Raw genomic sequence first — 24,947 nt, 5'->3', positions numbered from 1 at the left:
TCTAAATGAAGGCTCTTATTGTTTATGTTCTTATTTTGATGTTTGAAGCTGCTTTTGAAGCTCATCCATAACTTCTTTAGCACCTTCACGGCTAAGAATGATTTTTCCGCCTGCTACAGTGTAGTTATCATCTGAAACTTCCCCAGTTACTGCACAAGTCATGTTTGGCTTGTATTTCTTAAGGATGATGCGGTCGTCATCAACGTAGATTTCTAAAGCATCCTTCTCTGCAATTCCTAAAGTACGGCGCAGTTCGATCGGAATAACCACACGTCCTAGTTCATCAACCTTACGTACAATTCCTGTAGATTTCATAATAAAATCTCTCCTCCCGAATATATAAAAAAATTTCCCTATCTATTTTAATCGTCAGAATTCGACAAAATCCTACGAGAACATCTTACCAAGATTTCCAATTGTCGTCAATAGTTTTGACTTAAACATTTTTATTTCTTTTACCAAGTGAATTCTCTAGTATATACCCGTTTAATAATACTTTTGAAACCGGTAAATGGAAGATATATTCATATATTGTCATAAAAAATTCAAATAAGTGTAAAAGATGAAAAAATTTAACTGGAAATAAGGTTTAGATTAATCGTCAAATTTCGACAAAACTAACAATGAAAAAATACTATCCATGTTCTCCTTTTAAACCTTTAGCTCCTACACCTTGACACACTTTAAATGCATTAGGTATATTTTGAAGGAAGAAAAGAGAATAATGAAAGTATTTACATAGAAATCTTTCGCTTGCTTTTTTACTTTTATGTCCTAGAGTAAACAGTTTTTTATAGTTTTTGTAAAAAAGATACATTTTCCGGAACAGTTAAATGTTCCCTATAACTTAAAAAGACGAACAGTCCCTAAATGGAGGGGCTTTTTTCCTTATTACAGAATACATTGAGGAGGCGGTATTAGTGGCAAAACCAACATTTTATATTACAACACCAATTTATTATCCAAGCGGAAAGCTTCACATCGGCCATGCGTATACAACGACAGCGGGAGATGCGATGGCAAGATACAAGCGTTTAAAAGGGTTCGATGTTATGTACCTTACTGGATCTGATGAGCATGGGGAGAAGATTCAAAAGAAAGCAAATGAACAAGGTCTTCATCCGCAGGAGTATGTAGACGGAATCGTTGATGATATTAAAGCTCTTTGGAAGAAGATGGACATTTCATATGATGATTACATCCGTACAACTGATGACCGTCATAAAAATTCTGTCGAAAAAATCTTTCAGCAGCTTCTCGACCAAGATGATATTTACTTAAGTGAATATGAAGGCTGGTATTGCACGGACTGTGAATCATTCTTTACAGAACGCCAGCTTGAAGACGGCAAGTGTCCTGATTGCGGACGTGAAGTGAAAAAGGTAAAAGAAGAAAGTTACTTCTTCCGCATGAGCAAATATGCAGATCGTTTGCTTGCTTATTATGAAGAGAACCCATCTTTTATTTATCCAGAGTCACGAAAGCGTGAAATGATTAATAACTTTATTAAGCCAGGCTTAGAGGATCTTGCGGTTTCCCGTACATCCTTTGACTGGGGCGTAAAAGTTCCAGGAAATCCAAAGCATGTAATCTACGTATGGATCGATGCTCTATCTAACTATATAACGGCACTTGGCTATGGCAGTGATAACGATGAGAAGTATCAAAAATACTGGCCGGCAGATGTTCATTTAATGAGTAAAGAAATAGTACGTTTCCATACGATTTATTGGCCGATCATGCTTATGGCTTTAGGGCTTCCTTTACCGAAACAAGTTATTGCCCATGGCTGGCTTTTGATGAAAGACGGAAAGATGTCCAAATCCAAAGGAAATGTAGTGGATCCTAATGTACTGATCGACCGCTATGGTCTAGATCCACTACGTTATTACTTGCTTCGTGAAGTGCCATTTGGCTCTGATGGCGTTTTTACACCTGAAAGCTTTGTAGACAGAGTAAATGCAGATCTCGCAAATGACTTAGGAAATCTTTTAAACCGTACGATTGCCATGATCGGTAAATACTTTGACGGCAAAATTCCAGCTTATGACGGCCGTATTACAGAGTTTGATGGAACCCTTGAAGATTTTGCGATGGAAACAGTTAGAAAAACAGAAGAAGCGATGGAGAACCTTGAGTTTTCAATCGCGCTTTCAACCATTTGGCAGCTTGTCAGCCGCACAAACAAATACATTGATGAGACGCAGCCATGGGTGCTTGCGAAAGATGAAGCAAAACAAGGTGAACTTGCAAGCGTTATGTATCACCTGGCAGAGTCAATCCGCATCGTTTCTGTTCTGATTCAGCCGTTCATGACAGAAACTCCAGGGAAAATTTGGAGCCAGCTTGGATTGAATGACTCTAAACTGACAGACTGGGATTCTTTAAAAGAATTCGGCACCATTCCGGCAGATACCTCAGTTGTAAAAGGGGATCCGATCTTCCCTCGACTTGAAACAGAAGTTGAAGTACAGTTCATTAAAGATTCTATGGGAAGCACTTCTGCACCGGCAGAAGCGCCAAAAGAAGAAGTGAAGCAAGAAGTTCCATCTGCAGCCGACCAAAAACCTGAGATCTCCATCGATGACTTCATGAAGGTAGACTTAAGGGTTGCAACAGTAATAGCAGCTGAACCAGTAAAAAAAGCTGATAAACTGTTAAAGCTTCAACTGGATCTGGGGTACGAAAAACGCCAAGTCGTTTCTGGCATTGCCCAGTACTATAAGCCGGACGATCTTGTTGGACAAAAAGTGATTTGCGTAACGAACCTAAAACCTGTGAAATTGCGCGGAGAGCTTTCAGAGGGAATGATTTTAGCAGGTTCTTCTGATGGTCAATTAACATTGGCGACAGTTGATCAATCACTTCCAAATGGTTCAAAAGTTAAATAATGAGAAAAAGCGGGGAGGATATCCCTGCTTTTTTAGTGCCTAAGATAGAGGAAATACTTGTAAATCAATAATAAAAATAGGTCTTAATACCCACAATGTAATTATATTGTAATCCTACTGTTACCCGAATGAATGGAAAATGTGATAAGATTTGTAAAGTTGAAAGGATTGTACACTATGTTTGATACACACGCACATCTGAATGCAGCACAATTCGAAGAAGACCGTCAGGAAGTTATCCAGCGGGCTTTAGATGAAGGAGTTCACCACATCGTGGTTGTCGGCTTTGACCGGGAAACGATCAAAGGTGCTATGGAACTTGCTGAAGAATATGACTTCATTTATGCTTGCGTAGGCTGGCATCCAGTCGATGCAATCGACATGACGGAAGAAGATTTGGCCTGGATTGAAGAACTTGCAGCGCATCCAAAAGTTGTCGCTCTTGGCGAAATGGGATTGGATTATCATTGGGATAAGTCGCCTGCAGATGTTCAGAAAGAAGTTTTCAGACGCCAAATACGCCTTGCGAAAAAAGTGAAGCTCCCCATCGTTATTCATAACCGGGAAGCGACACAAGACGTTGTTGACATACTTAGAGAAGAAGAAGCCCATGAAGTTGGCGGCATCATGCATTGCTACAGCGGAAGTATAGAAGTTGCCCGCCAATGTATGGAAATGAATTTCTACATAAGTTTTGGTGGACCAGTAACATTTAAGAATGCAAAAAAGGTTAAGGAAGTTGCGAAAGACATTCCGATGGACCGGCTTTTAATTGAAACTGATTGTCCTTATCTTAGTCCTCATCCATTAAGAGGCAAAAGAAACGAACCATCTTATGTAAAGTATGTAGCAGAATCTTTATCAGAAATAAAAGATCTTCCACTTGAAGACATCATAAAGAAAACTTCCGACAATGCTTTTCGAATTTTTAACATATCTCGATAGGATATGTTGTCGGAAACAAACGAAGCATGAAGAATATCGCGTTAATCTTTCAAGAAATGACAAAAGGGACAGGAAAATTGTCAAACGTTTTTTCTTCCCTTTTTCCTTCTTATCCGTTCATAATTAGCCTTGGGTCAATTAATGACGAAAAAGGAGGGATTTGACAGAGAGAAAAAAGGTATTTATAATGCAGTCCTTGTAGGGGAGGAAATTGGATGTATAAGAATATTACAGCTTTGTTCTCGAGTTTTACGAGAAAGAAACTTTATCTTTCTTTAGCTGCTCTTCTCGTTTTAGCGGTAACTACTGGATTCGTAGGTTATGAAACTACGAAAGCAGAAGTCACACTAATGCTTGACGGAAAGAAAAGCCAAGTTAAAACACATGCTAGCACAGTAAGAGAACTTCTACGCGAACAAAATATAAAACCTAATCAGCATGATGTTGTAAAGCCTGGGCTTTCAGCAAAGGTCGAAGATAACATGAAGGTTGATTATTTAAAGGCTAAGGAAATTGTCCTTACCGTAAATGGCAAAGACAAAAAGGTATGGACGACAGCAAAGACTGTTGAGCAATTCGTAAAAGAACAGCAGTTATCGCTGAAAGAGCATGATGTCATTAAGCCAAATCTGACTGCTGATATTCAAGATCAAGGCAAGATTAAGATCGAATCAGCATTTCCGGTAAAGCTTGTTGTAGGCGGAAAAGCACAGCAAGTTTGGACCACTTCGACTACCGTCGCTGACCTTTTGAAGCAACAAAAGGTATCATTAGGTGAAATAGACCGAGTATCACCTGCCAAAACAGAAAAAATTACTGGCAAAACGCAGGTTGAAGTCATCAGAGTAGAAAAGGTCACCGATGTAGTGGAAGAAGAAACACCATTTGCTACTGTTAACCGTAAAGACAGTGGATTAACAAAAGGCAAAGAGCGTGTCGTGCAAGATGGCAAGAAAGGCAAGCTTGAAAAACGCTATGAAGTTGTAATGGAAAACGGCAAAGAAGTTTCCAGAAAACTTGTTGGCGAAAAAACGTTAAGTGACAGCAAAGATAAGATTGTTGCTATCGGTACAAAAGTACAGCCGCAGCCTGTAGTATCCCGTAGTAAAGCTTCGAGTAATTCTGGCGGAAGAGAGCTAACTGTAACAAGTACAGCTTATACTGCTAACTGCTCCGGATGTTCTGGGATCACAGCTTCAGGTTATAATTTAAAAGCTAATCCGAATGCGAAAGTAATCGCAGTGGATCCGAATGTTATTCCTCTTGGCACAAAAGTGTATGTTGAAGGGTATGGATATGCCATTGCATCAGATACTGGAGGAGCTATAAAGGGTAACAAGATTGATGTATTCTTTTCTTCTCAATCACAGGCAGAGGCTTGGGGAAGAAAAACAGTTAAGATTCGCATAATAAACTAATTTGATTTAACAAAGCATGGGGATGATTCCCTGTGCTTTTTTTTGCGCATAGAACCGAAGCACTAAGAAGTTAAGGCTAGTCAATCCTAGACTTTCTTGACGCCTGGGGTATACTAGTAAAAGATGTTTTTTCGTTCAAATTATTAGACGCTGCAATGCCTAAAAAGGTTTCACCGTTTTGGAGGAAATCATGAAAAAAATAAAAGAAATTATTATCGTTGAAGGAAAGAGCGATACACTCGCTATAAAACGTTCAGTTGAAGCGGATACGATTGAGACAAATGGTTCAGAAATAAGTATAGATACTTTGAATCGGATCAAGAGAGCGCATGACATCAGGGGAATTATCGTATTTACGGATCCTGATTTTCCTGGAAAGAGAATTCGGCAGATCATTTCTGAGTTTGTTCCGGGTTGTAAGCACGCGTACTTAGCAAAACAAGATGCCATTGCTAAAGGTGATAAAGGTGTAGGTGTAGAGCATGCATCTAAAGAGGCTATTATTGAAGCTCTTTCACATGTGAGAGAAGAAATGCTGCAATCAGAAGAAAGTGAATTAATAGCATGGGAAGATTTAATCGCAGCTGGTTTAACAGGAAGAGCAGATTCGAAAAAAAGGCGTGAAATAATTGGTGCAGAACTCCGTTTAGGATATATGAATGCAAAACAATTATATAAACGTTTAAATATGTTTCGTGTCACACAGGAAGAATTTCAGAAAGCTTTACAGACGCTCTACAGAAATGAGGAGGACTAAAAAGTAATGAGAAAAGATATCTCAACCCCGCAATCCACAAAAGCCATACTTGAAAAACATGGTTTTACATTTAAGAAAAGTCTGGGGCAAAATTTTTTAATTGATCGCAACATACTTAATAATATTGTTAATGCTGCTGATTTAACGGAGGATTCAGGAGTTATTGAGATCGGTCCTGGAATCGGTGCATTGACAGAGTTTATCGCAAGAGCTTCAAAGAAAGCCGTTGCTTTTGAGATCGATCAGAGGCTGCTGCCGATATTAAAAGAAACGCTGGCTCCATACCCGCATGTAGAAGTTATCCATTCTGATGTGCTAAAAGCTGATATTCACCAAGTGATCAGAGAGCATTTTGAAGAAGGACAAGACTTAATGGTAGTTGCAAACCTGCCTTATTATGTGACAACACCAATCATTATGAAGCTTCTTCAAGACAAACTTCCTATTCGCGGTATCGTTTGTATGATCCAGAAAGAGGTAGCCGACCGCCTGGCTGCATCTCCGGGTACAAAAGATTATAATTCCCTTTCTATAGCCATTCAATATTATGCGACAGCTGAGACGATGATTAAAGTACCTAAAACAGTTTTTGTTCCAGCACCTAATGTGGATTCGTCCGTTATTAAACTTACGATTCGCAAAGAACCTGCAGTAAACGTACAAGATGAAGAGTTCTTTTTTGAGGTAGTCAGATCTTCTTTTGCACAAAGAAGGAAGACTCTATGGAACAACCTGACAAGCCAGCTTGTTTCAAAAGAAAAGAAAGATGAACTCCTATCTGTATTAGAGAAGTTAGAGATCGATCCTAAACGCCGAGGAGAAACACTGACAATCGAAGAATTCGGCAAATTGGCAGATTCTCTTTTGCCGCTTGTAAAATAAACCTCATTTTTCCCCTTATCCTCTCATACTCTTATAAAAGGAACATTGGGAGCAGTGGAGCTTGTTACTCCAAATAGGGGGAGTAAAATGAAACTAGAGATTGGATCGATTGTAACCAGGAACTCTTACAAGCGGGATTTACTTTTTCGTATTGTAGGATTTAGTGAAGATCGTACCATTGCGGAACTCGCAGGAGAAGAGCTCAGACTCTGGGCTGATGCTCCGGTGGACGATTTATTTGTCGTGGACGACAAGCACATGTCTGAACACAGGCAAGTAGTGAAGGAAAAAGAAGAATCGTCTTTTAAATTATTCAGACAGGATTACTATCTGCTAAGACAAAAAAGGGAATACCTTTCAACAAACGGCTATCAATATGATCAATCCTATTTTGAACTGCCTGGAAGAGTGCTCCATATTGACGGCGATCCCTTATATTTAAATAAATGTCTGGAGCTTTATAAAAAGCTGGGTGTACCTGTTTATGGCATTCATATGAAAGAAACCGAAATGCCTGAAAAAGTTCCAGCACTTGTAGATGAAGTAAGACCAGACATTCTTGTTATCACAGGTCATGATGCTTACATGAAATCAAAAGGCGATGTAACAGATGTTAATGCTTATCGCCATACGAAATATTTCATTAGGACGGTCCGTGAAGTGAGAAGGAAGTATACGAATCTTGATCATCTGATGATCTTTGCTGGTGCTTGCCAGTCTCATTTTGAATCGCTGATTAAGGTTGGCTCAAACTTTGCAAGTTCTCCTGCGCGGATAAACATTCATGCACTCGATCCTGTCTATATCGTTTCAAAGATAAGTTTAACGTCTTTTATGGACCGTGTGAATGTAATGGATGTTTTGAGAAACACATTGACTGGAAAAGAAGGATTAGGCGGTGTAGAGACGAGAGGGTTTCTCCGGACAGGGATGCCCATCAAAACAAAGCCGTAAAATAGAACTCCGGACTGCCGGAGTTTTTTTATTTTCAGCGGATTTAAGACGATATTCTAAAAAACATAGATTTCTTTTCTAAAGACTCTTTGATTTGAGCTTTTAATTATTTTGTTACTTTTCTTCATTGATGGGTTAATTGGAGTGCAGGGTGCGAGACTCCTGCGGGAACAGCGGGACAGGTGAGACCCCGCCAGCGCGAAGCGATAGGGAGGCTCACCGCACGCCCCGCGGAAAGCGAGCTCCTGGAACGGAAATTAACAACTTCCAAGAGCAACAAAGCTTACGAAAACAGCCAAAACAAAAGATTATTTGTATCATTTATTCAATTTATACATATCTGCCGAAAAAAAAGACATACTAAAAAAAGCAAAAAAAGGATATTTGGTCATTGACATGAAAATGCTTTGCTTGCTATAATGAAAATTTTAATTTGACAAAAAAGCACGATTTGTGTTACAATTTGTCTAAGTGAGGTGGAGCCTAAAATGGGTAAAACAATAGTGGACATTAGACGCTCTTTAGAGTCCAACGTGGGTAGAAGACTTTCTTTACGTGCAAATGGCGGTCGACGCAAAACGATCGAACGTTTAGGAACACTGGAAGAAACATACCCAGCAGTTTTTATTATCAAATTAGATCAGGACACCAACGCTTTTGAACGTGTTTCTTATAGTTACGCGGATGTACTCACAGAAACAGTAGAACTTACATTCTTAGAAGATACACAAGCAGCAATCGGGCAGTAAGAACTCTTTACTGCTATTTTTTTTACCCTCTGGGGCTGGATTTAAACATACATATACGAAATACAGCAAGAATTAACCCCTTTTGGAGATACTATAACGTATCGCATATGAAAGGGGTTTTCATCATTATGGGAAGAAGCAAGCATGGAATGATGTCTGAAGGATTAAAGACTGAAATTGCCAAAGAGCTGGGTTTTTACGATAAAGTTCAGCGTGATGGATGGGGCGGTATTTCTTCAAAAGACGCAGGAAATATGGTTAAGCGCGCACTTGAATTAGCTGAGCAAAGACAAAACTAAGTAAATATGCGATATAACGAAGCCGGAGGTGTTAAGTCTCCGGTTTTCCGCTATCCTGAGAAGAACGATTTTAACTATATTTAAGTGTTCATACTGTGTTACTATTAAAAATATCAAAATTGTGTAAGATTTTTAGGCAGGGATAAAGATGATTAATAATAAAGTATCCATTAAAGCACCAGCAAAAATCAATCTGTCTCTTGATGCATTGCGAAAAAGAGAAGATGGCTTTCATGAAGTAGCCATGGTCATGACCACGGTTGATTTAGCTGACCGGATCGAACTGACTTTATTAGAAAAAGACGAAATTAGAATAGAAAGCTCAGGCGGCTTCGTGCCTTTGGATGAACGGAACTTGGCATATCAGGCTGCATTGCTTCTTAAGAAGACATACGGAATTAAACAAGGTGTTTTTATACATATTTCAAAGCATATTCCTGTCGCTGCTGGTCTTGCTGGAGGAAGCAGTGACGCTGCAGCTGCATTAAAAGGGCTGAATCAGCTTTGGAACTTAGGGTTGTCACTGGACGAACTCGCTGAACTAGGAGCAAAAATCGGGTCAGATGTTTCGTTTTGTGTATACGGAGGAACCGCACTGGCAACAGGACGCGGTGAAAAAATTCATCACATATCTTCCCCGCCCCCTTGCTGGGTACTTCTAGCTAAACCTCCAATCGGTGTTTCGACAGGTGAAGTATATCGGAACTTGAAGCTTTCAGGAATCCAACATCCTGATGTAGAAGGAATGGTTAAGGCAATTGAAGATAAAGACTATGACCAGATCTGCAGCCTCCTTGGCAACGTGTTAGAGACTGTGACCCTTAAAATGTATCCTGAAGTAAAACATATTAAGGAACAGATGATGAAACTTGGAGCAGATGCCGTTTTGATGAGTGGAAGCGGGCCGACAGTGTTTGGGCTATTTCAGCATGAATCAAGGCTTCAGCGGGTTTATAACGGTTTAAGAGGTTTTTGCAATGAAGTTTATGCAGTAAGACTATTAGGGGAATGATTGATAAAATCCGTATAAAAATGTTATATTAACTTCAAACATTCGGTTTTGGAGGAAAATATGAAATTAAAAAGAAGCGGAAGAATGGTGGATTTGACAGCCTACCTACTTCATCATCCCCATCAGCTTATTCCTTTATCTTATTTTGTAGAACGCTATGAATCGGCTAAATCATCTATTAGTGAAGACCTTGCTATCATTAAGGAACATTTTGAACAGCACGGATTAGGACAAGTTCAAACCGTTCCAGGGGCAGCAGGCGGTGTAAAATACATTCCAGGCATCGATCAGGCAGAAGCGGAAGCAACAGTTGAAGAGCTTGTTCAGCTTCTGGAAGATCCAAGCCGTATATTGCCCGGAGGCTATCTGTACGTTACTGATGTGATCGGTAACCCAAGGCTTGTTAATCAGATCGGGCGTTTGTTTGCTTCTATATTCTCTAAACGAAAAATAGATGTTGTTATGACGATCGCAACGAAAGGTATACCCCTTGCTTATGCGGTAGCTACACATTTGAACGTTCCTGTAGTGGTTGTTAGGAGCAACAGCAGGGTAACTGAAGGATCCACCGTTAGTATCAATTATGTTTCCGGCTCCACAAAACGCATTCAAACGATGGCTCTTGCAAGACGAAGCATCAAGCAAGGATCCCGTGTTTTGATTATCGATGATTTTATGAAGGCTGGCGGTACGATTAAAGGCATGATCAGTTTAATAGAAGAGTTTCAGGCACAAATCGAAGGAATTGGCGTACTAGTGGAAGCGCAGGAAGTATCCGAACGCCTTGTAGATGATTATGTTTCGATCGCACGTCTTTCTCAAGTAAACGAAAAAGAAAACCGTATTGAAGTTGAAAAAGGCAATTATTCTCTAAACGGAGGTCATTCATAATGAAAAAGGTTCATACTACAGAAGCTCCAGCAGCAATCGGGCCGTACTCCCAAGGAATCGTCTACAACAATTTGTTTTTCAGTTCAGGCCAGATTCCACTGACAAAAGAAGGCGAAATGGTCGATGGAGATGTGAAAGAACAGACACATCAAGTATTCAGCAATTTAAAAGCGGTTTTAAATGAAGCAGGCTCATCTCTTGAGCAGGTAATCAAAGCTACTGTTTTTATTAAAGATATGAATGAATTCGCTGATATCAATGAAGTTTATGGCCAGTATTTTTCAGACCATAAGCCAGCACGCTCTTGTGTGGAAGTTGCACGTCTTCCTAAAGATGCTAAAGTTGAAATCGAAGTGATCGCGCTTGTTAAATAGCTCCTTTTGGGGGCTTATTTTTTTTGCCTCATTTGTAAAGGAGCGGCTCGAAAGAAAAATAAGCTTTTAGGCTGTAATTTTGATTTATGAGCCGTAAATAATTTTTATAAGCTGTAATTCTTACTTTTCAATCCGTAATTATTCGTTTATAGACTTTTCGACAAAAACGCGCTGGATCCAATCATCGATAAGCTATCATCTTATTTTACTGATGCACAATATATAGCTAAAAAACCTAAAAACACTGCTAGAACAGCATTTTTATAAATTTTTTAAAAATTTTTATTTTTCAAAGAAGGATTTTGTAAAATGTTGAAGAATTGTAGTATTACGTTCTTATTATTGGAAAAAGGTGGTGTTTGTGAATGGAAGTGACTGACGTAAGATTACGCCGTGTAAATACAGAAGGCCGTATGAAAGCGATTGCCTCCATTACAATCGATCATGAATTTGTTATTCATGATATCAGAGTAATTGATGGCAATAATGGAATGTTCGTAGCTATGCCAAGCAAACGAACACCAGATGGGGAATTCCGTGATATCGCACATCCGATTACTTCAAGTACTCGGGAAAAAATTCAAAATGCGGTATTAACAGAATATCACCGTATGGGAGAAATGGAGTCTGCTTTGGAAGAAGCAGGAGCTTCTTAATATCCTAATAAGAATCAAGAGCCTGGTCGCAAATGATTAGGTTCTTTTTATTTGCCCATTTTTATAATAATCTGAACCTTCCGCAAAAAAATAAGCTCATTTCCTCCAAATTCTTCTCTATTTATATCAAACCATTGACAATCCCGCGTCACTTCTTGAAAAGCCCCCGCGTTTAAGATATATTCGTAATGGTATATTAAGAATTAGGAAAATGGATGGAGGTTCACTATGACAAATCGCTATGCGGTCATTCTTGCTGCGGGTCAAGGAACAAGGATGAAATCCAAATTATATAAAGTATTACATCCTGTTTGTGGTAAGCCGATGGTTCAGCATGTTGTTGACCAGATCAGCTCACTTCAAATGAAGCAAATGGTGGCTGTAGTTGGCCATGGGGCAGAAAAGGTTCAGGAACAACTGGGCGATCACATTCAGTATGTCCTTCAAGAAGAGCAGCTCGGAACTGCGCATGCTGTTATGCAGGCAGAAGAGGTTCTAGCTAAAGAAGAAGGAGTTACTCTTGTGGTGTGTGGTGACACTCCGCTTATTACATCTGAAACTATGGAAAAGCTTATTGCTGAACATGAATCACTTGGAGCAAAAGCTACTATCCTTACAGCGCAGGCAGATGATCCAACAGGCTATGGCCGTATCATTCGCAACAGTGAAGGTACGGTTGAGAGAAATGTTGAGCATAAGGATGCATCTGAGGAAGAGCGCAAAGTTACGGAGATTAATACAGGAACATACTGTTTTGATAATAAAGCGTTGTTTGAAGCTTTAAAGAAAGTAAGCAATGACAATGTACAGGGTGAATATTATTTACCTGACGTGATTGAGATCTTGAAAAAAGCCGGTGAGGTTGTAGCGGCATATCAAACTCCTGATTTTAATGAAACGCTGGGTGTAAATGACCGAGTTGCCCTTTCCAAAGCGGAAAGCTTTATGAAAAAGAGAATTAATGAGCGTCATATGAGAAATGGCGTTACATTAATCGATCCCGAACAAACGTATATTTCTGATGATGCAGAAATCGGAAGTGATACAGTTATTTACCCCGGGACTGTTATTTTAGGGAACACGAAGATTGGTGAAGAGAATATCATTGGTCCTCAATCTGAAATAAAAGACAGTGTGGTAGGAAGCGGAAACACAATCCGCCAGTCTGTCATCCATGACAGTGAAGTGGGCAATGAAACAGCAATCGGACCTTTTGCCCACATTCGCCCTAAGTCTGTTCTTGAGAATAATGTGAAGATCGGAAACTTTGTCGAAATAAAGAAATCTGTTATGAGCACAGGAAGCAAAGCTTCACATTTAAGCTACATTGGAGATGCCGAAATTGGCAAAGATGTTAACTTGGGCTGTGGATCTATTACTGTGAATTATGATGGTAAGAATAAGTTCCTGACAAAAGTTGAAGATGGTGCATTCATCGGCTGTAATTCCAACTTAGTAGCACCTGTTACAGTTGGGAAAAACGCTTATGTTGCAGCAGGTTCTACCATTACTAATGATGTTCCGGCTGAGTCGCTGTCCATCGCAAGATCGCGCCAGACCGTTAAAGAAAACTATGTTCAAAAGCTTAACGAAAAACAAAATCAATAATTATTAAGAGTGGGGAAGGATGAAGCCATCAATGAGTACGTATGTAGATCCTACATTAAAAGTTTTCACTTTAAATTCCAATAAGGAACTTTCAAAAGAGATTGCCGAGCATATTGGAATTGAACTTGGAGAAAGTTCAGTAACAAAATTCAGTGACGGGGAAATTCAAATTAACATTGAAGAAAGTATCCGCGGGTGTGAAGTATATGTTATTCAATCCACTAGCGACCCTGTTAACCAGCATTTAATGGAACTTTTAATTATGATTGATGCTTTAAAACGTGCATCTGCTAAAACGATTAATGTCGTTATTCCTTACTATGGCTATGCACGCCAAGACCGAAAAGCACGTGCACGTGAGCCGATTACTGCAAAGCTTGTTGCAAACTTGCTTGAAACAGCAGGAGCTACTCGTGTAATTGCAATCGATCTTCATGCAACTCAAATTCAAGGCTTTTTCGATATTCCTGTAGACCAGCTGCTTGGTGTACCGATTCTTGCTAACTATTTCTCAAATAAAAACTTAGATGACATCGTTATCGTATCACCAGATCATGGCGGTGTTACAAGAGCACGTAAAATGGCTGACCGTCTTAAAGCTCCGATCGCCATCATTGATAAGCGACGTCCTCGTCCGAATGTTTCAGAAGTAATGAACATCGTAGGTAACATTGAAGGCAAAACAGCTATCTTAATCGATGACATTATTGATACAGCGGGTACGATAACTCTGGCTGCTAATGCACTAATGGAAAACGGAGCGAAAGAAGTGTATGCATGCTGTACGCATCCAGTACTTTCAGGACCAGCTATGGACCGAATCCAAAATTCTTCAATTAAAGAACTAGTTGTGACAAACACAATCGTTCTTCCTGAAGAAAAGAAAATCGACAAAGTTACACAGCTTTCAGTAGCGCCGCTATTAGGTGAAGCGATCATCCGTGTTCACGAACAGCTTTCAGTTTCTAAATTATTTGACTAAGTTCTTTTCTGTACTTTTGAATGACTTTTTGAAGTCTTCGTTGACTAGTTGATTGGAGCGTAAGATGCGAGACTCCTGCGGGACCAGCGGGACAGGTAAGACGCCGCTGAATAGCCGAGGAGGCTCACCGCACGCCCCGCGGAAAGCGAGCATCTGAAGCGGAAATCAACCCTTTCTAAATTGAGATAAAAAACTTCACGTTTTAAAATCTTTCACTTCGGGTAATCCTTTTAAGAGACTCGAAATAGGAAAGGTGGATCTCAATATGGCAACGAATCTAACAGTCGAAAAACGAAAAACTGAAAAACGTTCATTTTTGACGGAGTTAAGAAATAAAGGACATGTTCCTGCAAACCTTTATGGTTACGGAACAGAGTCTGTTGCACTGTCCGTTGATGAACCTGAATTTATTAAAGCTTATAGAGAAGTAGGTAAAAACGGCGTACTTAAACTTAAAGTGGATGGAAAAGATTATTCTGTCATGGTACAGGAAATGCAAGTACATCCTTTAAAGAATGCAGTTACTCACATTGATTTTATTGCTATTGATCTAAATAAAGAAACAGAAGCTGAGGTGCCAGTTGTACTGACAGGTGAATCTGCTGGTGTTAAGGAAGGCGGAATTCTGCAGCGTATACACGCAACTGTAAACGTTAAAGCACTCCCGTCTGACTTCCCCGAGCAATTGGAAGCTTCCGTTGAAGAATTAAACATTGGTGATTCCTTATACGTTAAGGACTTGCCAACTGGCAGCAAATACGAAATTCTTCATGAAGAAGATGAAGTGATAGCGAGTGTAACACCGCCTAAGCTTCAGGATGAAGAAACTGATCCAGAAACAGAAGAAGCGGACGAAGCTGGAGATGCTCCAGAGTCTTCTGAATCTGTAGCTGACGATAGTCAGAAAGGCCAGGAAGAGGAAAAGTAAGACGAATAGATATATATAAAACGCAGCGGCCGCTGCGTTTTTATTCTGTTTATCAGAATTGATGTATAATGTTCGTAAGACATTAAAAGGTTAGGTGAACCAAAAGTGAAATTGTTTATAGGACTCGGGAATCCTGGATCAAGATTTGATGGAACCCGACATAACATTGGGTTTGAAGTAATCAACAGACTTTCCGATTCTCTGAACATTCAAATGCAGCAAACAAAATTTAAGGGAATATACGGAACAGCAAACATTGGCGGGGAAAAAATCTTTTTACTTAAACCGCTGACATACATGAATTTGTCTGGTGAATGTATTGGTCCTTTTATGGATTATTTTCAAATACCTGTTGAGGACATTCTTGTGATTTATGACGACCTCGATACTCAGCCAGGTAAACTAAGACTTCGAACAAAAGGCAGTGCTGGCGGTCATAATGGAATTAAATCTATGATTGCCCATCTTGGAACACAGGAATTTAAGCGAATCCGTTTCGGTATCGGACGTCCAGCAAATCAGCAGCCTGTTCCTGATTTTGTACTTAATCGTTTTTCAAAAGAAGAGCAGCCTGATGTAGAGAATGGAATTGAACGTGCAATTAAAGCAAGTGAAGCTTTTATTGATACATCATTTGATAAGGTGATGAATAAGTTTAACGGGTAAAGAATAGATTACACATGTTCCGCTCATAATGGTTAGTAGAATGCTAACCGAAAGGGGAACTTATATGGCTATTCATTACCGGTGCAGGCATTGTAAAACACATGTTGGCACTATTGATCATCATACTGTGAACGCAGCGAATCTTGGATTTGAAACACTAACTGCAGAAGAACGGCAGGAATTACTCTCCTACAAAGAGAATGGAGATATAGAAGTAACGACTACTTGTGAGGATTGTCAGGATACATTAGAACGGTACCCTGAATTTCATACACTGAAATCTTTTATTCAATAAGGTATTGCTTTGGCCGCAGGCTATGATGCGGACCAAAGCCTTTTTCTGTTTACATGTCATAGTTTACAGCTATGAACGGCGTTTGAGAGGGGGAGAAAGAATTGCTCGGATTAAAGAGATATTTTAGTCAGGGAGAAGATTTTGATTCCATTTTAAATGGTATAAATGCTGGACTGAAAGAACAATTAGTTGCGGGTCTTTCAGGTTCTGCACGGACAATGCTGATCAGCAGCCTGCATGAAAAAACGGGTAAGCCTCAACTGGTTGTCACACATAACTTATTTCAGGCACAAAAGTTATATGAAGATTTAACTTCTCTTTTACCTGAAGATGAGGTTTATTTATATCCGGTTAATGACTTGATCTCTTCAGAAATGGCGATATCCAGTCCAGAATTAAAAAGTCAGCGTATCGAGGCTTTGAACTATTTAAGTAAGTCTGCTTCAGGTGTCATCATTACACCGATTGCAGGATTAAGAAGATATTTGCCGCCAATTGAAATTTGGAAACAAGCAGGTCTGTCTTTTCGAATGGGAGAGGAGATCGATCCTGATCAAATTTTGAATAAGCTTGTTGCTATGGGGTATGAAAGAACTTCGATGGTTCAAACCCCTGGTGAATTTAGTGTGCGCGGGGGAATTATTGATATTTTTCCTTTAACCGTTAAGAACCCTGTTCGTATTGAATTGTTTGATACAGAGATTGATTCTATCAGGTTCTTTGAAGCAGAAACGCAGCGTTCAAAAGATAAAGTACAAGAGATCTCAATTGCTCCTGCAGAAGAACTCATTTTGTTTGAAGAACATTACGAACAAGCAGCTGAACGGATTGATGCGAGGCTGGCAGATACACTAAAAAATATTAAAGATGATTCACTAAAAGAGATGCTTGTTGAAAATATAAGCTATGAAACAGGACGTTTAAGAGAGCATCAACAGTTCCAAAGCATGTATAAGTACGCTTCTTTGTTTTATGATAAACCGGCAAGTCTTTTGGATTATGTTTCTCCTGACTGCTTAATCATTATGGATGAGATCGGTCGAATCCAGGAAACGAGCCAGCAGCTTGATAAGGAAGAAGCAGAGTGGCAGACAGCTCTATTGGAGCATGGTGAGCTTGTCCGGGGTCTCGCGATATCGCCAGACACAAATGCACTCCTCGGTGACAAAAAGAGTTTCCCGATTATTTATCTATCCCTTTTCTTAAGGCATGTTCCTCATACTCAACCGCAAAACATATTAAATGTAGAATGCAAAAGTATGCAGAACTTCCATGGACAGATGAATGTGTTAAAAGGAGAAATGGATCGCTGGAAAAAGCTTGGCTTTGCGATCGTTTTTGTTGCGCTGAACAAAGAGCGTGCAAACCGTCTGGAAAGAGCCCTGGCTGACTATGAGATGGATGCTGGGATAATAGAAGACGATAAAGATATTCGCCCGAAAACAAGCCAGATATTGCTTGGAGACCTTGCTAGTGGCTTTGAATCAACCAAACAAAAGCTTGTTGTCATAACAGAAGAGGAAGTTTTCACGAAAAAAGCGAAGCGCCCTGCCCGCAAGCAGCGGATGACAAATGCTGAACGCATAAAAAGCTACTCGGAGTTAAAAGTTGGGGACTATGTTGTTCACGTTAATCACGGGATCGGAAAATATTTAGGTATTGAAACACTCGAGATCAAAGGTGTGCATAAGGATTATCTGCACATTAAGTACTCTGGCAATGATACGCTTTACGTACCTGTTGATCAGATCGATCAAGTGCAAAAGTATGTAGGCTCTGAAGGTAAAGAGCCGAAGATCTATTCATTAGGCGGAAGCGACTGGAAAAAAGTAAAGAGCAGAGTTAAATCTTCTGTACAGGATATAGCAGATGATTTAATTAAGCTTTATGCTGAACGTGAAGCAAGCAAAGGATACGCTTTCTCAGAGGATGGTGCTGAACAGAGTGAATTCGAAGGCAGCTTTGCGTATCAGGAGACAGAAGACCAGCTTCGTACAATCGAAGAGATTAAAAAGGACATGGAAAGCATTCGTCCTATGGACCGGCTGCTCTGCGGAGATGTAGGCTATGGTAAAACAGAAGTAGCTATCCGTGCTGCTTTTAAAGCTATTATGGATGGCAAGCAAGTAGCTTTCCTCGTGCCGACAACCATTCTTGCTCAGCAGCACTTCGAAACATTTCGTGAGCGGTTTTCAGAGTTTCCGATTACGATTGGCAGCTTAAGCCGGTTCCGTTCAAAAAAAGAACAGAATGAAGTAATAAAAGGATTAAAAGCAGGTACTGTAGATATTGCGATCGGTACACACCGTCTTCTTTCAAAGGACGTGCAATATAAAGACCTGGGATTATTAATTATCGATGAGGAACAGCGTTTTGGAGTAACGCATAAAGAAAAGATTAAAACGCTGAAATCGAATGTAGATGTACTTACATTAACAGCAACGCCAATTCCGCGCACACTCCATATGTCAATGCTTGGAGTACGTGATCTGTCGGTCATAGAAACACCTCCTGAAAACCGCTTCCCAATTCAGACCTATGTAATGGAGTATAACGGTTCACTGGTCCGTGAAGCGATTGAAAGAGAGATGGGACGCGGCGGCCAAGTATATTTCCTATATAACCGGGTTGATTCCATAGAGCGAATGGCTGAACAGATTTCCATGCTTGTTCCTGATTGCAGGGTGGCATATGCACACGGTCAAATGTCAGAGAACGAGCTTGAAACGGTCATGCTTGAGTTTTTAGAAGGAAACTATGATGTATTAGTATCAACAACGATTATTGAAACGGGTGTAGATATTCCGAATGTGAATACGCTAATCGTCTATGATGCGGATAAGATGGGCTTATCCCAGCTTTATCAGCTCCGCGGCCGTGTAGGACGATCGAATCGTGTTGCTTACGCGTATTTTACTTATCAGCGTGACAAAGTATTAACAGAAGTCGCTGAGAAACGTCTGCAGGCAATTAAAGAATTCACAGAGTTAGGTTCAGGCTTTAAGATTGCGATGCGCGACCTGTCTATCCGCGGTGCAGGAAACCTTCTTGGTGCTCAGCAGCATGGGTTTATTGATTCTGTAGGTTTTGACCTTTACTCGCAAATGCTTGAAGAAGCTATCGAGGAACGCAAAGGAACAAAACCAAAAGAAGTGGAAGAAGAAGTGGACCTCAATATAGAAGTGGATGCTTATATTCCTTCAAGTTACATTGGAGATGAGAAGCAAAAAATCGAAATGTATAAGCATGTACGGGCTGCTAAGTCGCTAAAAGATATTTCTGACTTGCAGGAAGAATTCATCGATCGTTTTGGCGATTATCCTGTGGAAGTTGAATGCTTGCTTCTAGCAGCAGGAATAAAGCTGCGTGCTAAACGTGAAGGCATTAAATCGATCGAACAGAAGCAAGACACGGTTAATATGCTCCTCACCGAAAGTTCAACAGCTTCAGTCGATGGAGGAAAAATGTTTGAGATCGCAAATAAGATCGGAAGACATGTGAACCTTGGGATGCAAAATAACTTTATGAAAGTGGTTATTAACCGAAAACGCCTAAAAGACTTAGAACTGTTAAAACAAATTGACCTTTTCCTAAAAGAAATAAAGCATGCGAGGAAAGAAAAGACAACAAATACACGCTAAAATTTAATAAGCCCTCTCTTTCGTGAATAGAACAGGAGATGTAACAAATAATAAACCTAGAAAATGGAACATTCTTTCAGAGAAGGAACCATTTTGTTGTTACATCAGTGCACTATCATCATCCGAAAGAGAGGGCATTATTTATATGAAAGCGACTGGTATCGTTCGACGTATTGATGACCTTGGGCGCGTTGTTATACCTAAAGAAATCCGCAGAACGCTGAGGATTCGTGAGGGAGACCCGCTTGAGATTTTTGTAGACAGAGATGGAGAAGTCATCTTGAAAAAATATTCTCCTATCAATGAGCTTGGCGACTTTGCGAAAGAATATGCGGAAAGCCTTGCAGACAGTACAGGTCATGTTGTTTTAATTGCTGACCGCGATACATATATTGCGGTAGCTGGCGGATCCAAAAAAGACTATCATAATAAAGCGATCGGCAAAGTAGTGGAATCTTCTATGAGTGACCGGAAGACATTGGTTGAATCAAACGGAACAGAAGCAGAGCTTATAGATGGAATTAAAGAAAATACATCTCATGTTATCGCTCCAATCATAGCGGGTGGCGATCCAATCGGAGCGGTCGTTATGATCGGAAAAGAAGGAAAGAAGCTTAATGAACTGGAGCAGAAACTTGCTGAAACAGCTGCAGGATTTTTAGCCAGACAGATGGAGCAATAAGGAAGGGCTTTTTTCGCCCTTTCTTTTTTTGTTTGTGCTCTTGTGTATCGCCAGGTGATACGTAATATCCAACAACAAAAAGCACAGGTAACTATGGTATAATACGTTGAATTAAAAAGAATTGTAATGAGATATGTCGACATGTGTCGTCCCGGGAAATATTTATCTGAATAGGTTCTTTTAAAAAGGCTCTTCTCTAAAAAATGTTGCCTTTAGTCTTTTTTCCATTCTCTTCATTGCAAGTTGATTGGAGAGCAAGGTGCGAGCCTCCTCGAAAATGAAAAATCACATTTTCTTCTAGAGGCTCACCGCCCGCCCCACGGAAAGCGAGCATCCTGGAGCGGAAATCAACCACTTTCAAGAGCAACAAAGTTTACGAAAACGGCCTTTAAAATTGTAAGTAAAACGTTAAGGATTTTTGAGGTACTAGAATGAACACAAAAAAGTCTTCTGTTTGGGAAGGTGCTTTGCTGCTTACTGCAGCAGCCCTTGTTGTTAAATTATTGAGTGCCGTCTACCGGATTCCCTATCAAAACATGACAGGTGATTTCGGTTTTTATGTATTTCAGCAAGCATATCCCTTTTATGCGATAGCCGCTGCTGTTGCTTTTACAGGATTTCCAATGGCACTATCTAAAATGATCGTTTCGGAAAAAAGCAATAATGATCATCTTATAAAAACGTCAATTTGGACATCCTTTTTGTTAGGGATTATTTCTTTTGTGTCTTTGTTTTTATCTGCACCTTACATAGCAAATTTAATGGGTGACAGCCACCTTACATTGCCTATTCGTGTTATATCCGTACTGTTCTTATTTATACCGCTGTCAGCTTTTCTCAGAGGTACATATCAAGGGTATGGTGATATGCAGCTTACCGCTGTTTCGCAGTTGCTCGAACAAATCGTTCGAGTTTCAGGTATATTATTAATTTCATTTTATTTTGTTAAAGAAGGCTATTCCAGCTATGAAACAGGAGCAGGTGCTTTATCGGGATCTGTCTTAGGTGCTGCAGCTTCAGGATTATTCCTTTTGTTTTTCTGGAGAAAAGGAATTACTCCCGCTTATCAACCTCAAGCAAAAATAAGGGTTACATATGGAGCTGAACTGCTGAAATCGAGTATTTATCTTTCTTTAAGCGCACTTGTTTTAGCGTTGATGCAGCTGGTTGATGCATTCCTTTTTGTAAATGTGTGGGTCGAAAGCGGTATGCAGGCATATGACGCCAAACTGTTAAAAGGGGTATTTGACCGGGGGCAACCTCTTCTCCAGCTTGGAACTGTAGCCGCAGCATCTGTAGCACTTGCTGTCGTCCCAGAAATGGCTCATTTGGTACAGCAAAAAAGAAATGCTGATATTCAGTCACTCACAAAGCTGTCAGTGAAAATTTCTGTTGTTTTTGGCGGTGTTGCAGCAGTTGGGCTCATCTGTATTATGGAACCTCTAAATACTATGCTTTTTAAGAATGCAGAAGGATCAACTGCACTTGCTGTATTGTGTCTGTCCATTGTTTCAGTATCTATTATTTATACTTCTACAGGTCTTTTGCAGGGGATTGGTCATGGAAGGTATGCAGCGCTATCCATCCTGGCTGCAATGTTCGTAAAAGTTGCGGGGAACCTGATACTGATACCGCAATTCGGAATGGAAGGAGCAGCACTTTCAACTGTCATTGCTACAAGTATTGCTGCAGTGCTCCAGTTAATAAAGCTCCAAATGGCAACAAAGTTTTTGAACAATGTACGAGCGGTTAACCTATTCTCTTATCTATTTTCATTAGGTGTTATGGCTGCTGGTGTTATGTTGTGGGTATTTATTGCCGAAAATATTTTTGAAGATGTTTCTAGGTTAGATGCTATGTTTATCAGCATAACTTCTTCGGTGCTAGGCGGAGCGATCTATCTTACAGTCATTATAAAATTTAAAATATTTTCTCAAGGAGAGTGGGAATCAGTATTCCATTCGGTCGACACGGTTAAGAAGTTAGTAGAACGGCTGAAAAAAAGGAGGCCAAAATGAATAAGAAAATTACGATTATAGGCTTAGGAGCAGGGAACCTAGATCAAATGACGCTCGGTATATATCGGTTGCTCGAATCAGCAGAAACAGTATATGCGAGAACGATTCATCACCCTGCTGTAGAAGATCTTATCGCACAAGGTAAAATATTTATAACATTTGATGATATCTATGAAAAGCATGATCAGTTTGAGCCTGTATATGAGGAAATTGCAGAACTATTATTTAAAGCTGCGGAAGAAAACGGACATGTCATTTATGCCGTACCAGGTCATCCTTTAGTTGCTGAGCAGGCAGTTCAGCTTTTGCTGCACAATGCTGATCGAAATAAAACAGAGGTTACAGTTGCTGGCGGTAAAAGTTTTCTCGATGAAATGTACACGGCCCTAAAGATTGACCCGATTGAAGGGTGCCAAATTCTTGATGGCACATCACTAAAAAAAGAAGAAATCCAAATTCGTCATCATCTTGTTATTGTTCAAGTGTATGATGCTTTTATCGCATCAGAAGTAAAATTGACACTCATGGAGAAGTATCCAGATGATTATGAAGTGGCTGTTGTAACAGCAGCCGGAAGCTCAAGTGAGACGATCAAAAGAGTTCCGCTATTCGAGTTAGATCAGTCTGTAACATTAAACAATCTAACCGCTGTATACGTACCTCCTGTCAAAGAAGAAACGTTGATGTACAGAGATTTTTCATTTTTAAAAAGTGTTATTGAAAGACTGAGAGGTCCTGGAGGCTGTCCGTGGGATCAGAAGCAAACACATGTCAGTTTGAAGAAATATTTAATTGAAGAAGCATACGAAGTGCTAGAAGCGATTGATGAGGAAGATGATGAGACTTTAGCTGAAGAGCTCGGTGATGTTCTGCTGCAGGTGCTCCTGCACGCTCAAATTGGTGAGGAAGAAGGATTTTTTGCAATGGAGGATGTGATCTCTGTCTTAACCGAGAAAATGATCCGCCGTCACCCTCACGTGTTTAGTGATGTAAGTGCAGAAGATGCTGATGAAGTCGTAGCTAACTGGGAAGCTATAAAAGCACAAGAAGCGGGCAAGGAAAAAAGAGAGTCTTTATTAGATGGTGTGCCTAAAGGTATGCCGGCTATTCAAAAAGCCTTTCAATTTCAGAAAAAAGCCGCCAAGGTTGGATTCGACTGGAAAGAAACAGGGCCGGTTTATGATAAGATTTTAGAAGAATTAAAAGAATTTCAGGAAGCTGAAGGTGAAGAACAGCTGAAAGAGCTTGGTGATCTGCTGTTTTCAGTTGTGAATTTAGCCCGTTTCTATAAAATAGACCCTGAAGAAGCTCTTAACGCAACGAACAGGAAGTTTTATAAGCGATTTCGTTATATAGAGTCAGCACTTAAGGAGAAGAACCTCTCTTTTGAAGATGTAACATTGGAAGAAATGGACCGTCTTTGGGACGAAGCAAAATAATTTTTTTTTCAACAAAGAAGGATTATAGTGAGAAATAGAGAATATTTTCTCGAGAAATATCATGAACCCTTAATTATAAAGGGTTTCTAGCGAATTCTTTGAAAGAAACTTTAGGAGGTAATAAAAATGAACAAAAATGAATTGGTAACAAATATCTCAGAAAAGTCAGGTCTTACTAAGAAAGATGTAGAAACAGTCGTTAATGGCGTAATCGATGAAATCACTTCTGCTCTTAAAGGCGGAGAAAAAGTACAGTTTGTTGGATTTGGAACTTTTGAAACTCGCGAGCGTTCTAGCCGTACTGGCCGCAACCCTCAAACAGGTAAAGAAATTCAAATCCCGGCTGCTACTGTTCCAGCATTTAAAGCAGGCAACAAGCTGAAAGAAGCTGTTAAGTAAGCATGCGCCTAGACAAATTTCTGAAAGTCTCCCGTCTTATTAAACGGAGAACCGTGGCGAAGGAGATTTCAGATCAAGGCCGTATCACAATAAACGGATTGCAGGCGAAAGCTTCTTCTGATGTAAAAGTTGGGGACGAGCTTACGATCCGCTTTGGCCAAAAGCTTGTAAAGGTGAAAATCAACGAGCTTAAAGATACGACCAAAAAAGAGGACGCTGACAACATGTATACCGTCCTCGAAGAAAACCGCATCGAAACGACTGAGTAAAGAACCTGAATTCTTCAGGTTCTTTTTCCTTTTAGCTCATTTCTATATATGCGGCTTCAAGGAGGCTCACCGCACGCCCCGCGAAAAGCGAGTACCTGGAACGGAAATCAACTTTTAGCAAAACATCCCTGATTTCGTAAACAGCCCTTTTGGTTCATTATAGCTTGTTCTATTCCCCCAGCTTGTTTCATA

The 24,947-nt window shown here is 40.0% G+C and carries 24 protein-coding genes; 23 read left to right on the top strand and 1 reads right to left on the bottom strand.

All coding sequences use genetic code 11. The features are described from left to right. Positions 1-30: 30 nt before the first annotated feature. Positions 31-315, bottom strand: coding sequence for an AbrB/MazE/SpoVT family DNA-binding domain-containing protein (locus ACFQ4X_RS19320; protein WP_066285380.1), 285 nt, complete (start codon positions 313-315; stop codon positions 31-33). Positions 316-920: 605 nt separating this feature from the next. Between ACFQ4X_RS19320 and metG the strand changes: the two genes are divergently transcribed. The 23 genes from metG (at position 921) to ACFQ4X_RS19205 (ending at position 24,755) form a co-directional block, all read left to right on the top strand. Beyond that, positions 921-2,891 carry a methionine--tRNA ligase gene (metG, locus tag ACFQ4X_RS19315; RefSeq protein WP_379838071.1) on the top strand — a complete coding sequence of 657 codons (1,971 nt, stop codon included), beginning with the start codon at positions 921-923 and terminating at the stop codon, positions 2,889-2,891. 177 nt (positions 2,892-3,068) lie between these two features. Continuing rightward, on the top strand, positions 3,069-3,836 hold the full coding sequence (locus ACFQ4X_RS19310) for a TatD family hydrolase (protein WP_379838069.1): 768 nt from the start codon (positions 3,069-3,071) through the stop codon (positions 3,834-3,836). Between the two features lie 215 nt (positions 3,837-4,051). Next, the gene (locus tag ACFQ4X_RS19305) at positions 4,052-5,254 is read left to right on the top strand and encodes a ubiquitin-like domain-containing protein (RefSeq protein ID WP_379838067.1); all 1,203 of its coding nucleotides are present in this window, start codon (positions 4,052-4,054) and stop codon (positions 5,252-5,254) included. Positions 5,255-5,444: 190 nt separating this feature from the next. Continuing rightward, the gene (gene rnmV / locus ACFQ4X_RS19300; protein WP_379838064.1) at positions 5,445-6,011 is read left to right on the top strand and encodes a ribonuclease M5; all 567 of its coding nucleotides are present in this window, start codon (positions 5,445-5,447) and stop codon (positions 6,009-6,011) included. A gap of 6 nt (positions 6,012-6,017) precedes the next feature. Next, positions 6,018-6,893 (top strand): 16S rRNA (adenine(1518)-N(6)/adenine(1519)-N(6))-dimethyltransferase RsmA, encoded by an 876-nt coding sequence (rsmA, locus tag ACFQ4X_RS19295; RefSeq protein ID WP_379838062.1) that lies wholly within the window; start codon positions 6,018-6,020, stop codon positions 6,891-6,893. Positions 6,894-6,980: 87 nt separating this feature from the next. After that, positions 6,981-7,847 (top strand): sporulation peptidase YabG, encoded by an 867-nt coding sequence (yabG, locus tag ACFQ4X_RS19290; RefSeq protein WP_379838060.1) that lies wholly within the window; start codon positions 6,981-6,983, stop codon positions 7,845-7,847. 488 nt (positions 7,848-8,335) lie between these two features. Next, complete coding sequence (gene veg, locus ACFQ4X_RS19285) at positions 8,336-8,596, top strand: biofilm formation stimulator Veg (RefSeq protein WP_066238125.1); 261 nt, start codon at positions 8,336-8,338, stop codon at positions 8,594-8,596. Positions 8,597-8,724: 128 nt separating this feature from the next. Continuing rightward, positions 8,725-8,895, top strand: a complete 171-nt coding sequence (locus tag ACFQ4X_RS19280) for a small, acid-soluble spore protein, alpha/beta type (protein ID WP_379838058.1) — start codon at positions 8,725-8,727, stop codon at positions 8,893-8,895. 148 nt (positions 8,896-9,043) lie between these two features. Then, positions 9,044-9,907, top strand: a complete 864-nt coding sequence (gene ispE / locus ACFQ4X_RS19275; protein ID WP_379838056.1) for a 4-(cytidine 5'-diphospho)-2-C-methyl-D-erythritol kinase — start codon at positions 9,044-9,046, stop codon at positions 9,905-9,907. Between the two features lie 60 nt (positions 9,908-9,967). Beyond that, complete coding sequence (purR, locus tag ACFQ4X_RS19270; RefSeq protein ID WP_379838054.1) at positions 9,968-10,798, top strand: pur operon repressor; 831 nt, start codon at positions 9,968-9,970, stop codon at positions 10,796-10,798. Next, positions 10,795-11,172: a 2-iminobutanoate/2-iminopropanoate deaminase gene (gene ridA, locus ACFQ4X_RS19265; RefSeq protein WP_379838092.1), complete on the top strand. Its 378-nt coding sequence runs from the start codon at positions 10,795-10,797 to the stop codon at positions 11,170-11,172. The genes purR and ridA overlap by 4 nt, the downstream gene beginning before the upstream one ends. A 365-nt stretch (positions 11,173-11,537) precedes the next feature. Beyond that, the gene (gene spoVG / locus ACFQ4X_RS19260) at positions 11,538-11,828 is read left to right on the top strand and encodes a septation regulator SpoVG (RefSeq protein WP_066238133.1); all 291 of its coding nucleotides are present in this window, start codon (positions 11,538-11,540) and stop codon (positions 11,826-11,828) included. Positions 11,829-12,056: 228 nt separating this feature from the next. Further along, positions 12,057-13,436 (top strand): bifunctional UDP-N-acetylglucosamine diphosphorylase/glucosamine-1-phosphate N-acetyltransferase GlmU, encoded by a 1,380-nt coding sequence (glmU, locus tag ACFQ4X_RS19255; protein ID WP_379838052.1) that lies wholly within the window; start codon positions 12,057-12,059, stop codon positions 13,434-13,436. A 31-nt stretch (positions 13,437-13,467) separates the two neighbouring features. After that, on the top strand, positions 13,468-14,418 hold the full coding sequence (locus tag ACFQ4X_RS19250; RefSeq protein WP_379838050.1) for a ribose-phosphate diphosphokinase: 951 nt from the start codon (positions 13,468-13,470) through the stop codon (positions 14,416-14,418). A 265-nt stretch (positions 14,419-14,683) separates the two neighbouring features. Continuing rightward, entirely contained in the window at positions 14,684-15,346 is a 663-nt protein-coding gene (locus ACFQ4X_RS19245) for a 50S ribosomal protein L25/general stress protein Ctc (protein WP_379838048.1), read from the top strand. Positions 15,347-15,451: 105 nt separating this feature from the next. Beyond that, a complete protein-coding gene (gene pth / locus ACFQ4X_RS19240; RefSeq protein ID WP_379838046.1) occupies positions 15,452-16,012 on the top strand; it encodes an aminoacyl-tRNA hydrolase in 561 nt (186 codons plus the stop codon). Between the two features lie 64 nt (positions 16,013-16,076). Beyond that, a complete protein-coding gene (locus ACFQ4X_RS19235) occupies positions 16,077-16,307 on the top strand; it encodes an anti-sigma-F factor Fin family protein (protein WP_066285412.1) in 231 nt (76 codons plus the stop codon). A gap of 101 nt (positions 16,308-16,408) precedes the next feature. Continuing rightward, a complete protein-coding gene (gene mfd / locus ACFQ4X_RS19230) occupies positions 16,409-19,948 on the top strand; it encodes a transcription-repair coupling factor (protein WP_379838044.1) in 3,540 nt (1,179 codons plus the stop codon). Positions 19,949-20,093: 145 nt separating this feature from the next. Beyond that, on the top strand, positions 20,094-20,630 hold the full coding sequence (gene spoVT / locus ACFQ4X_RS19225) for a stage V sporulation protein T (RefSeq protein WP_379838042.1): 537 nt from the start codon (positions 20,094-20,096) through the stop codon (positions 20,628-20,630). A 431-nt stretch (positions 20,631-21,061) separates the two neighbouring features. Next, the gene (locus tag ACFQ4X_RS19220; RefSeq protein ID WP_379838040.1) at positions 21,062-22,648 is read left to right on the top strand and encodes a putative polysaccharide biosynthesis protein; all 1,587 of its coding nucleotides are present in this window, start codon (positions 21,062-21,064) and stop codon (positions 22,646-22,648) included. Beyond that, a complete protein-coding gene (gene mazG, locus ACFQ4X_RS19215) occupies positions 22,645-24,087 on the top strand; it encodes a nucleoside triphosphate pyrophosphohydrolase (RefSeq protein ID WP_379838038.1) in 1,443 nt (480 codons plus the stop codon). Before ACFQ4X_RS19220 ends, mazG begins: the two co-directional genes overlap by 4 nt. Before the next feature lie 126 nt (positions 24,088-24,213). Continuing rightward, a complete protein-coding gene (locus ACFQ4X_RS19210) occupies positions 24,214-24,486 on the top strand; it encodes an HU family DNA-binding protein (RefSeq protein WP_066285421.1) in 273 nt (90 codons plus the stop codon). A gap of 2 nt (positions 24,487-24,488) precedes the next feature. Continuing rightward, positions 24,489-24,755, top strand: a complete 267-nt coding sequence (locus ACFQ4X_RS19205; RefSeq protein WP_077365610.1) for an RNA-binding S4 domain-containing protein — start codon at positions 24,489-24,491, stop codon at positions 24,753-24,755. Positions 24,756-24,947 lie beyond the last annotated feature (192 nt).

The organism is Fictibacillus halophilus (assembly GCF_042680145.1).
Classification (GTDB): Bacteria; Bacillota; Bacilli; order Bacillales; family Fictibacillaceae; genus Fictibacillus; species Fictibacillus halophilus_A.
This window is presented reverse-complemented; position numbering and strand designations above follow the sequence as displayed.

Coding starts and splice junctions, on each gene's coding strand:
- ACFQ4X_RS19250 (WP_379838050.1), top strand. CDS start 13,468: ATGAGTACGTATGTAGATCCTACATTAAAAGTTTTCACTTTAAATTCC.
- spoVT (WP_379838042.1), top strand. CDS start 20,094: ATGAAAGCGACTGGTATCGTTCGACGTATTGATGACCTTGGGCGCGTT.
- rsmA (WP_379838062.1), top strand. CDS start 6,018: ATGAGAAAAGATATCTCAACCCCGCAATCCACAAAAGCCATACTTGAA.
- ACFQ4X_RS19245 (WP_379838048.1), top strand. CDS start 14,684: ATGGCAACGAATCTAACAGTCGAAAAACGAAAAACTGAAAAACGTTCA.
- ACFQ4X_RS19220 (WP_379838040.1), top strand. CDS start 21,062: ATGAACACAAAAAAGTCTTCTGTTTGGGAAGGTGCTTTGCTGCTTACT.
- yabG (WP_379838060.1), top strand. CDS start 6,981: ATGAAACTAGAGATTGGATCGATTGTAACCAGGAACTCTTACAAGCGG.
- ispE (WP_379838056.1), top strand. CDS start 9,044: ATGATTAATAATAAAGTATCCATTAAAGCACCAGCAAAAATCAATCTG.
- mazG (WP_379838038.1), top strand. CDS start 22,645: ATGAATAAGAAAATTACGATTATAGGCTTAGGAGCAGGGAACCTAGAT.
- glmU (WP_379838052.1), top strand. CDS start 12,057: ATGACAAATCGCTATGCGGTCATTCTTGCTGCGGGTCAAGGAACAAGG.
- spoVG (WP_066238133.1), top strand. CDS start 11,538: ATGGAAGTGACTGACGTAAGATTACGCCGTGTAAATACAGAAGGCCGT.
- rnmV (WP_379838064.1), top strand. CDS start 5,445: ATGAAAAAAATAAAAGAAATTATTATCGTTGAAGGAAAGAGCGATACA.
- ACFQ4X_RS19320 (WP_066285380.1), bottom strand. CDS start 315: ATGAAATCTACAGGAATTGTACGTAAGGTTGATGAACTAGGACGTGTG.
- purR (WP_379838054.1), top strand. CDS start 9,968: ATGAAATTAAAAAGAAGCGGAAGAATGGTGGATTTGACAGCCTACCTA.
- ACFQ4X_RS19280 (WP_379838058.1), top strand. CDS start 8,725: ATGGGAAGAAGCAAGCATGGAATGATGTCTGAAGGATTAAAGACTGAA.
- ACFQ4X_RS19205 (WP_077365610.1), top strand. CDS start 24,489: ATGCGCCTAGACAAATTTCTGAAAGTCTCCCGTCTTATTAAACGGAGA.
- ACFQ4X_RS19235 (WP_066285412.1), top strand. CDS start 16,077: ATGGCTATTCATTACCGGTGCAGGCATTGTAAAACACATGTTGGCACT.
- ACFQ4X_RS19310 (WP_379838069.1), top strand. CDS start 3,069: ATGTTTGATACACACGCACATCTGAATGCAGCACAATTCGAAGAAGAC.
- veg (WP_066238125.1), top strand. CDS start 8,336: ATGGGTAAAACAATAGTGGACATTAGACGCTCTTTAGAGTCCAACGTG.
- ACFQ4X_RS19210 (WP_066285421.1), top strand. CDS start 24,214: ATGAACAAAAATGAATTGGTAACAAATATCTCAGAAAAGTCAGGTCTT.
- ACFQ4X_RS19305 (WP_379838067.1), top strand. CDS start 4,052: ATGTATAAGAATATTACAGCTTTGTTCTCGAGTTTTACGAGAAAGAAA.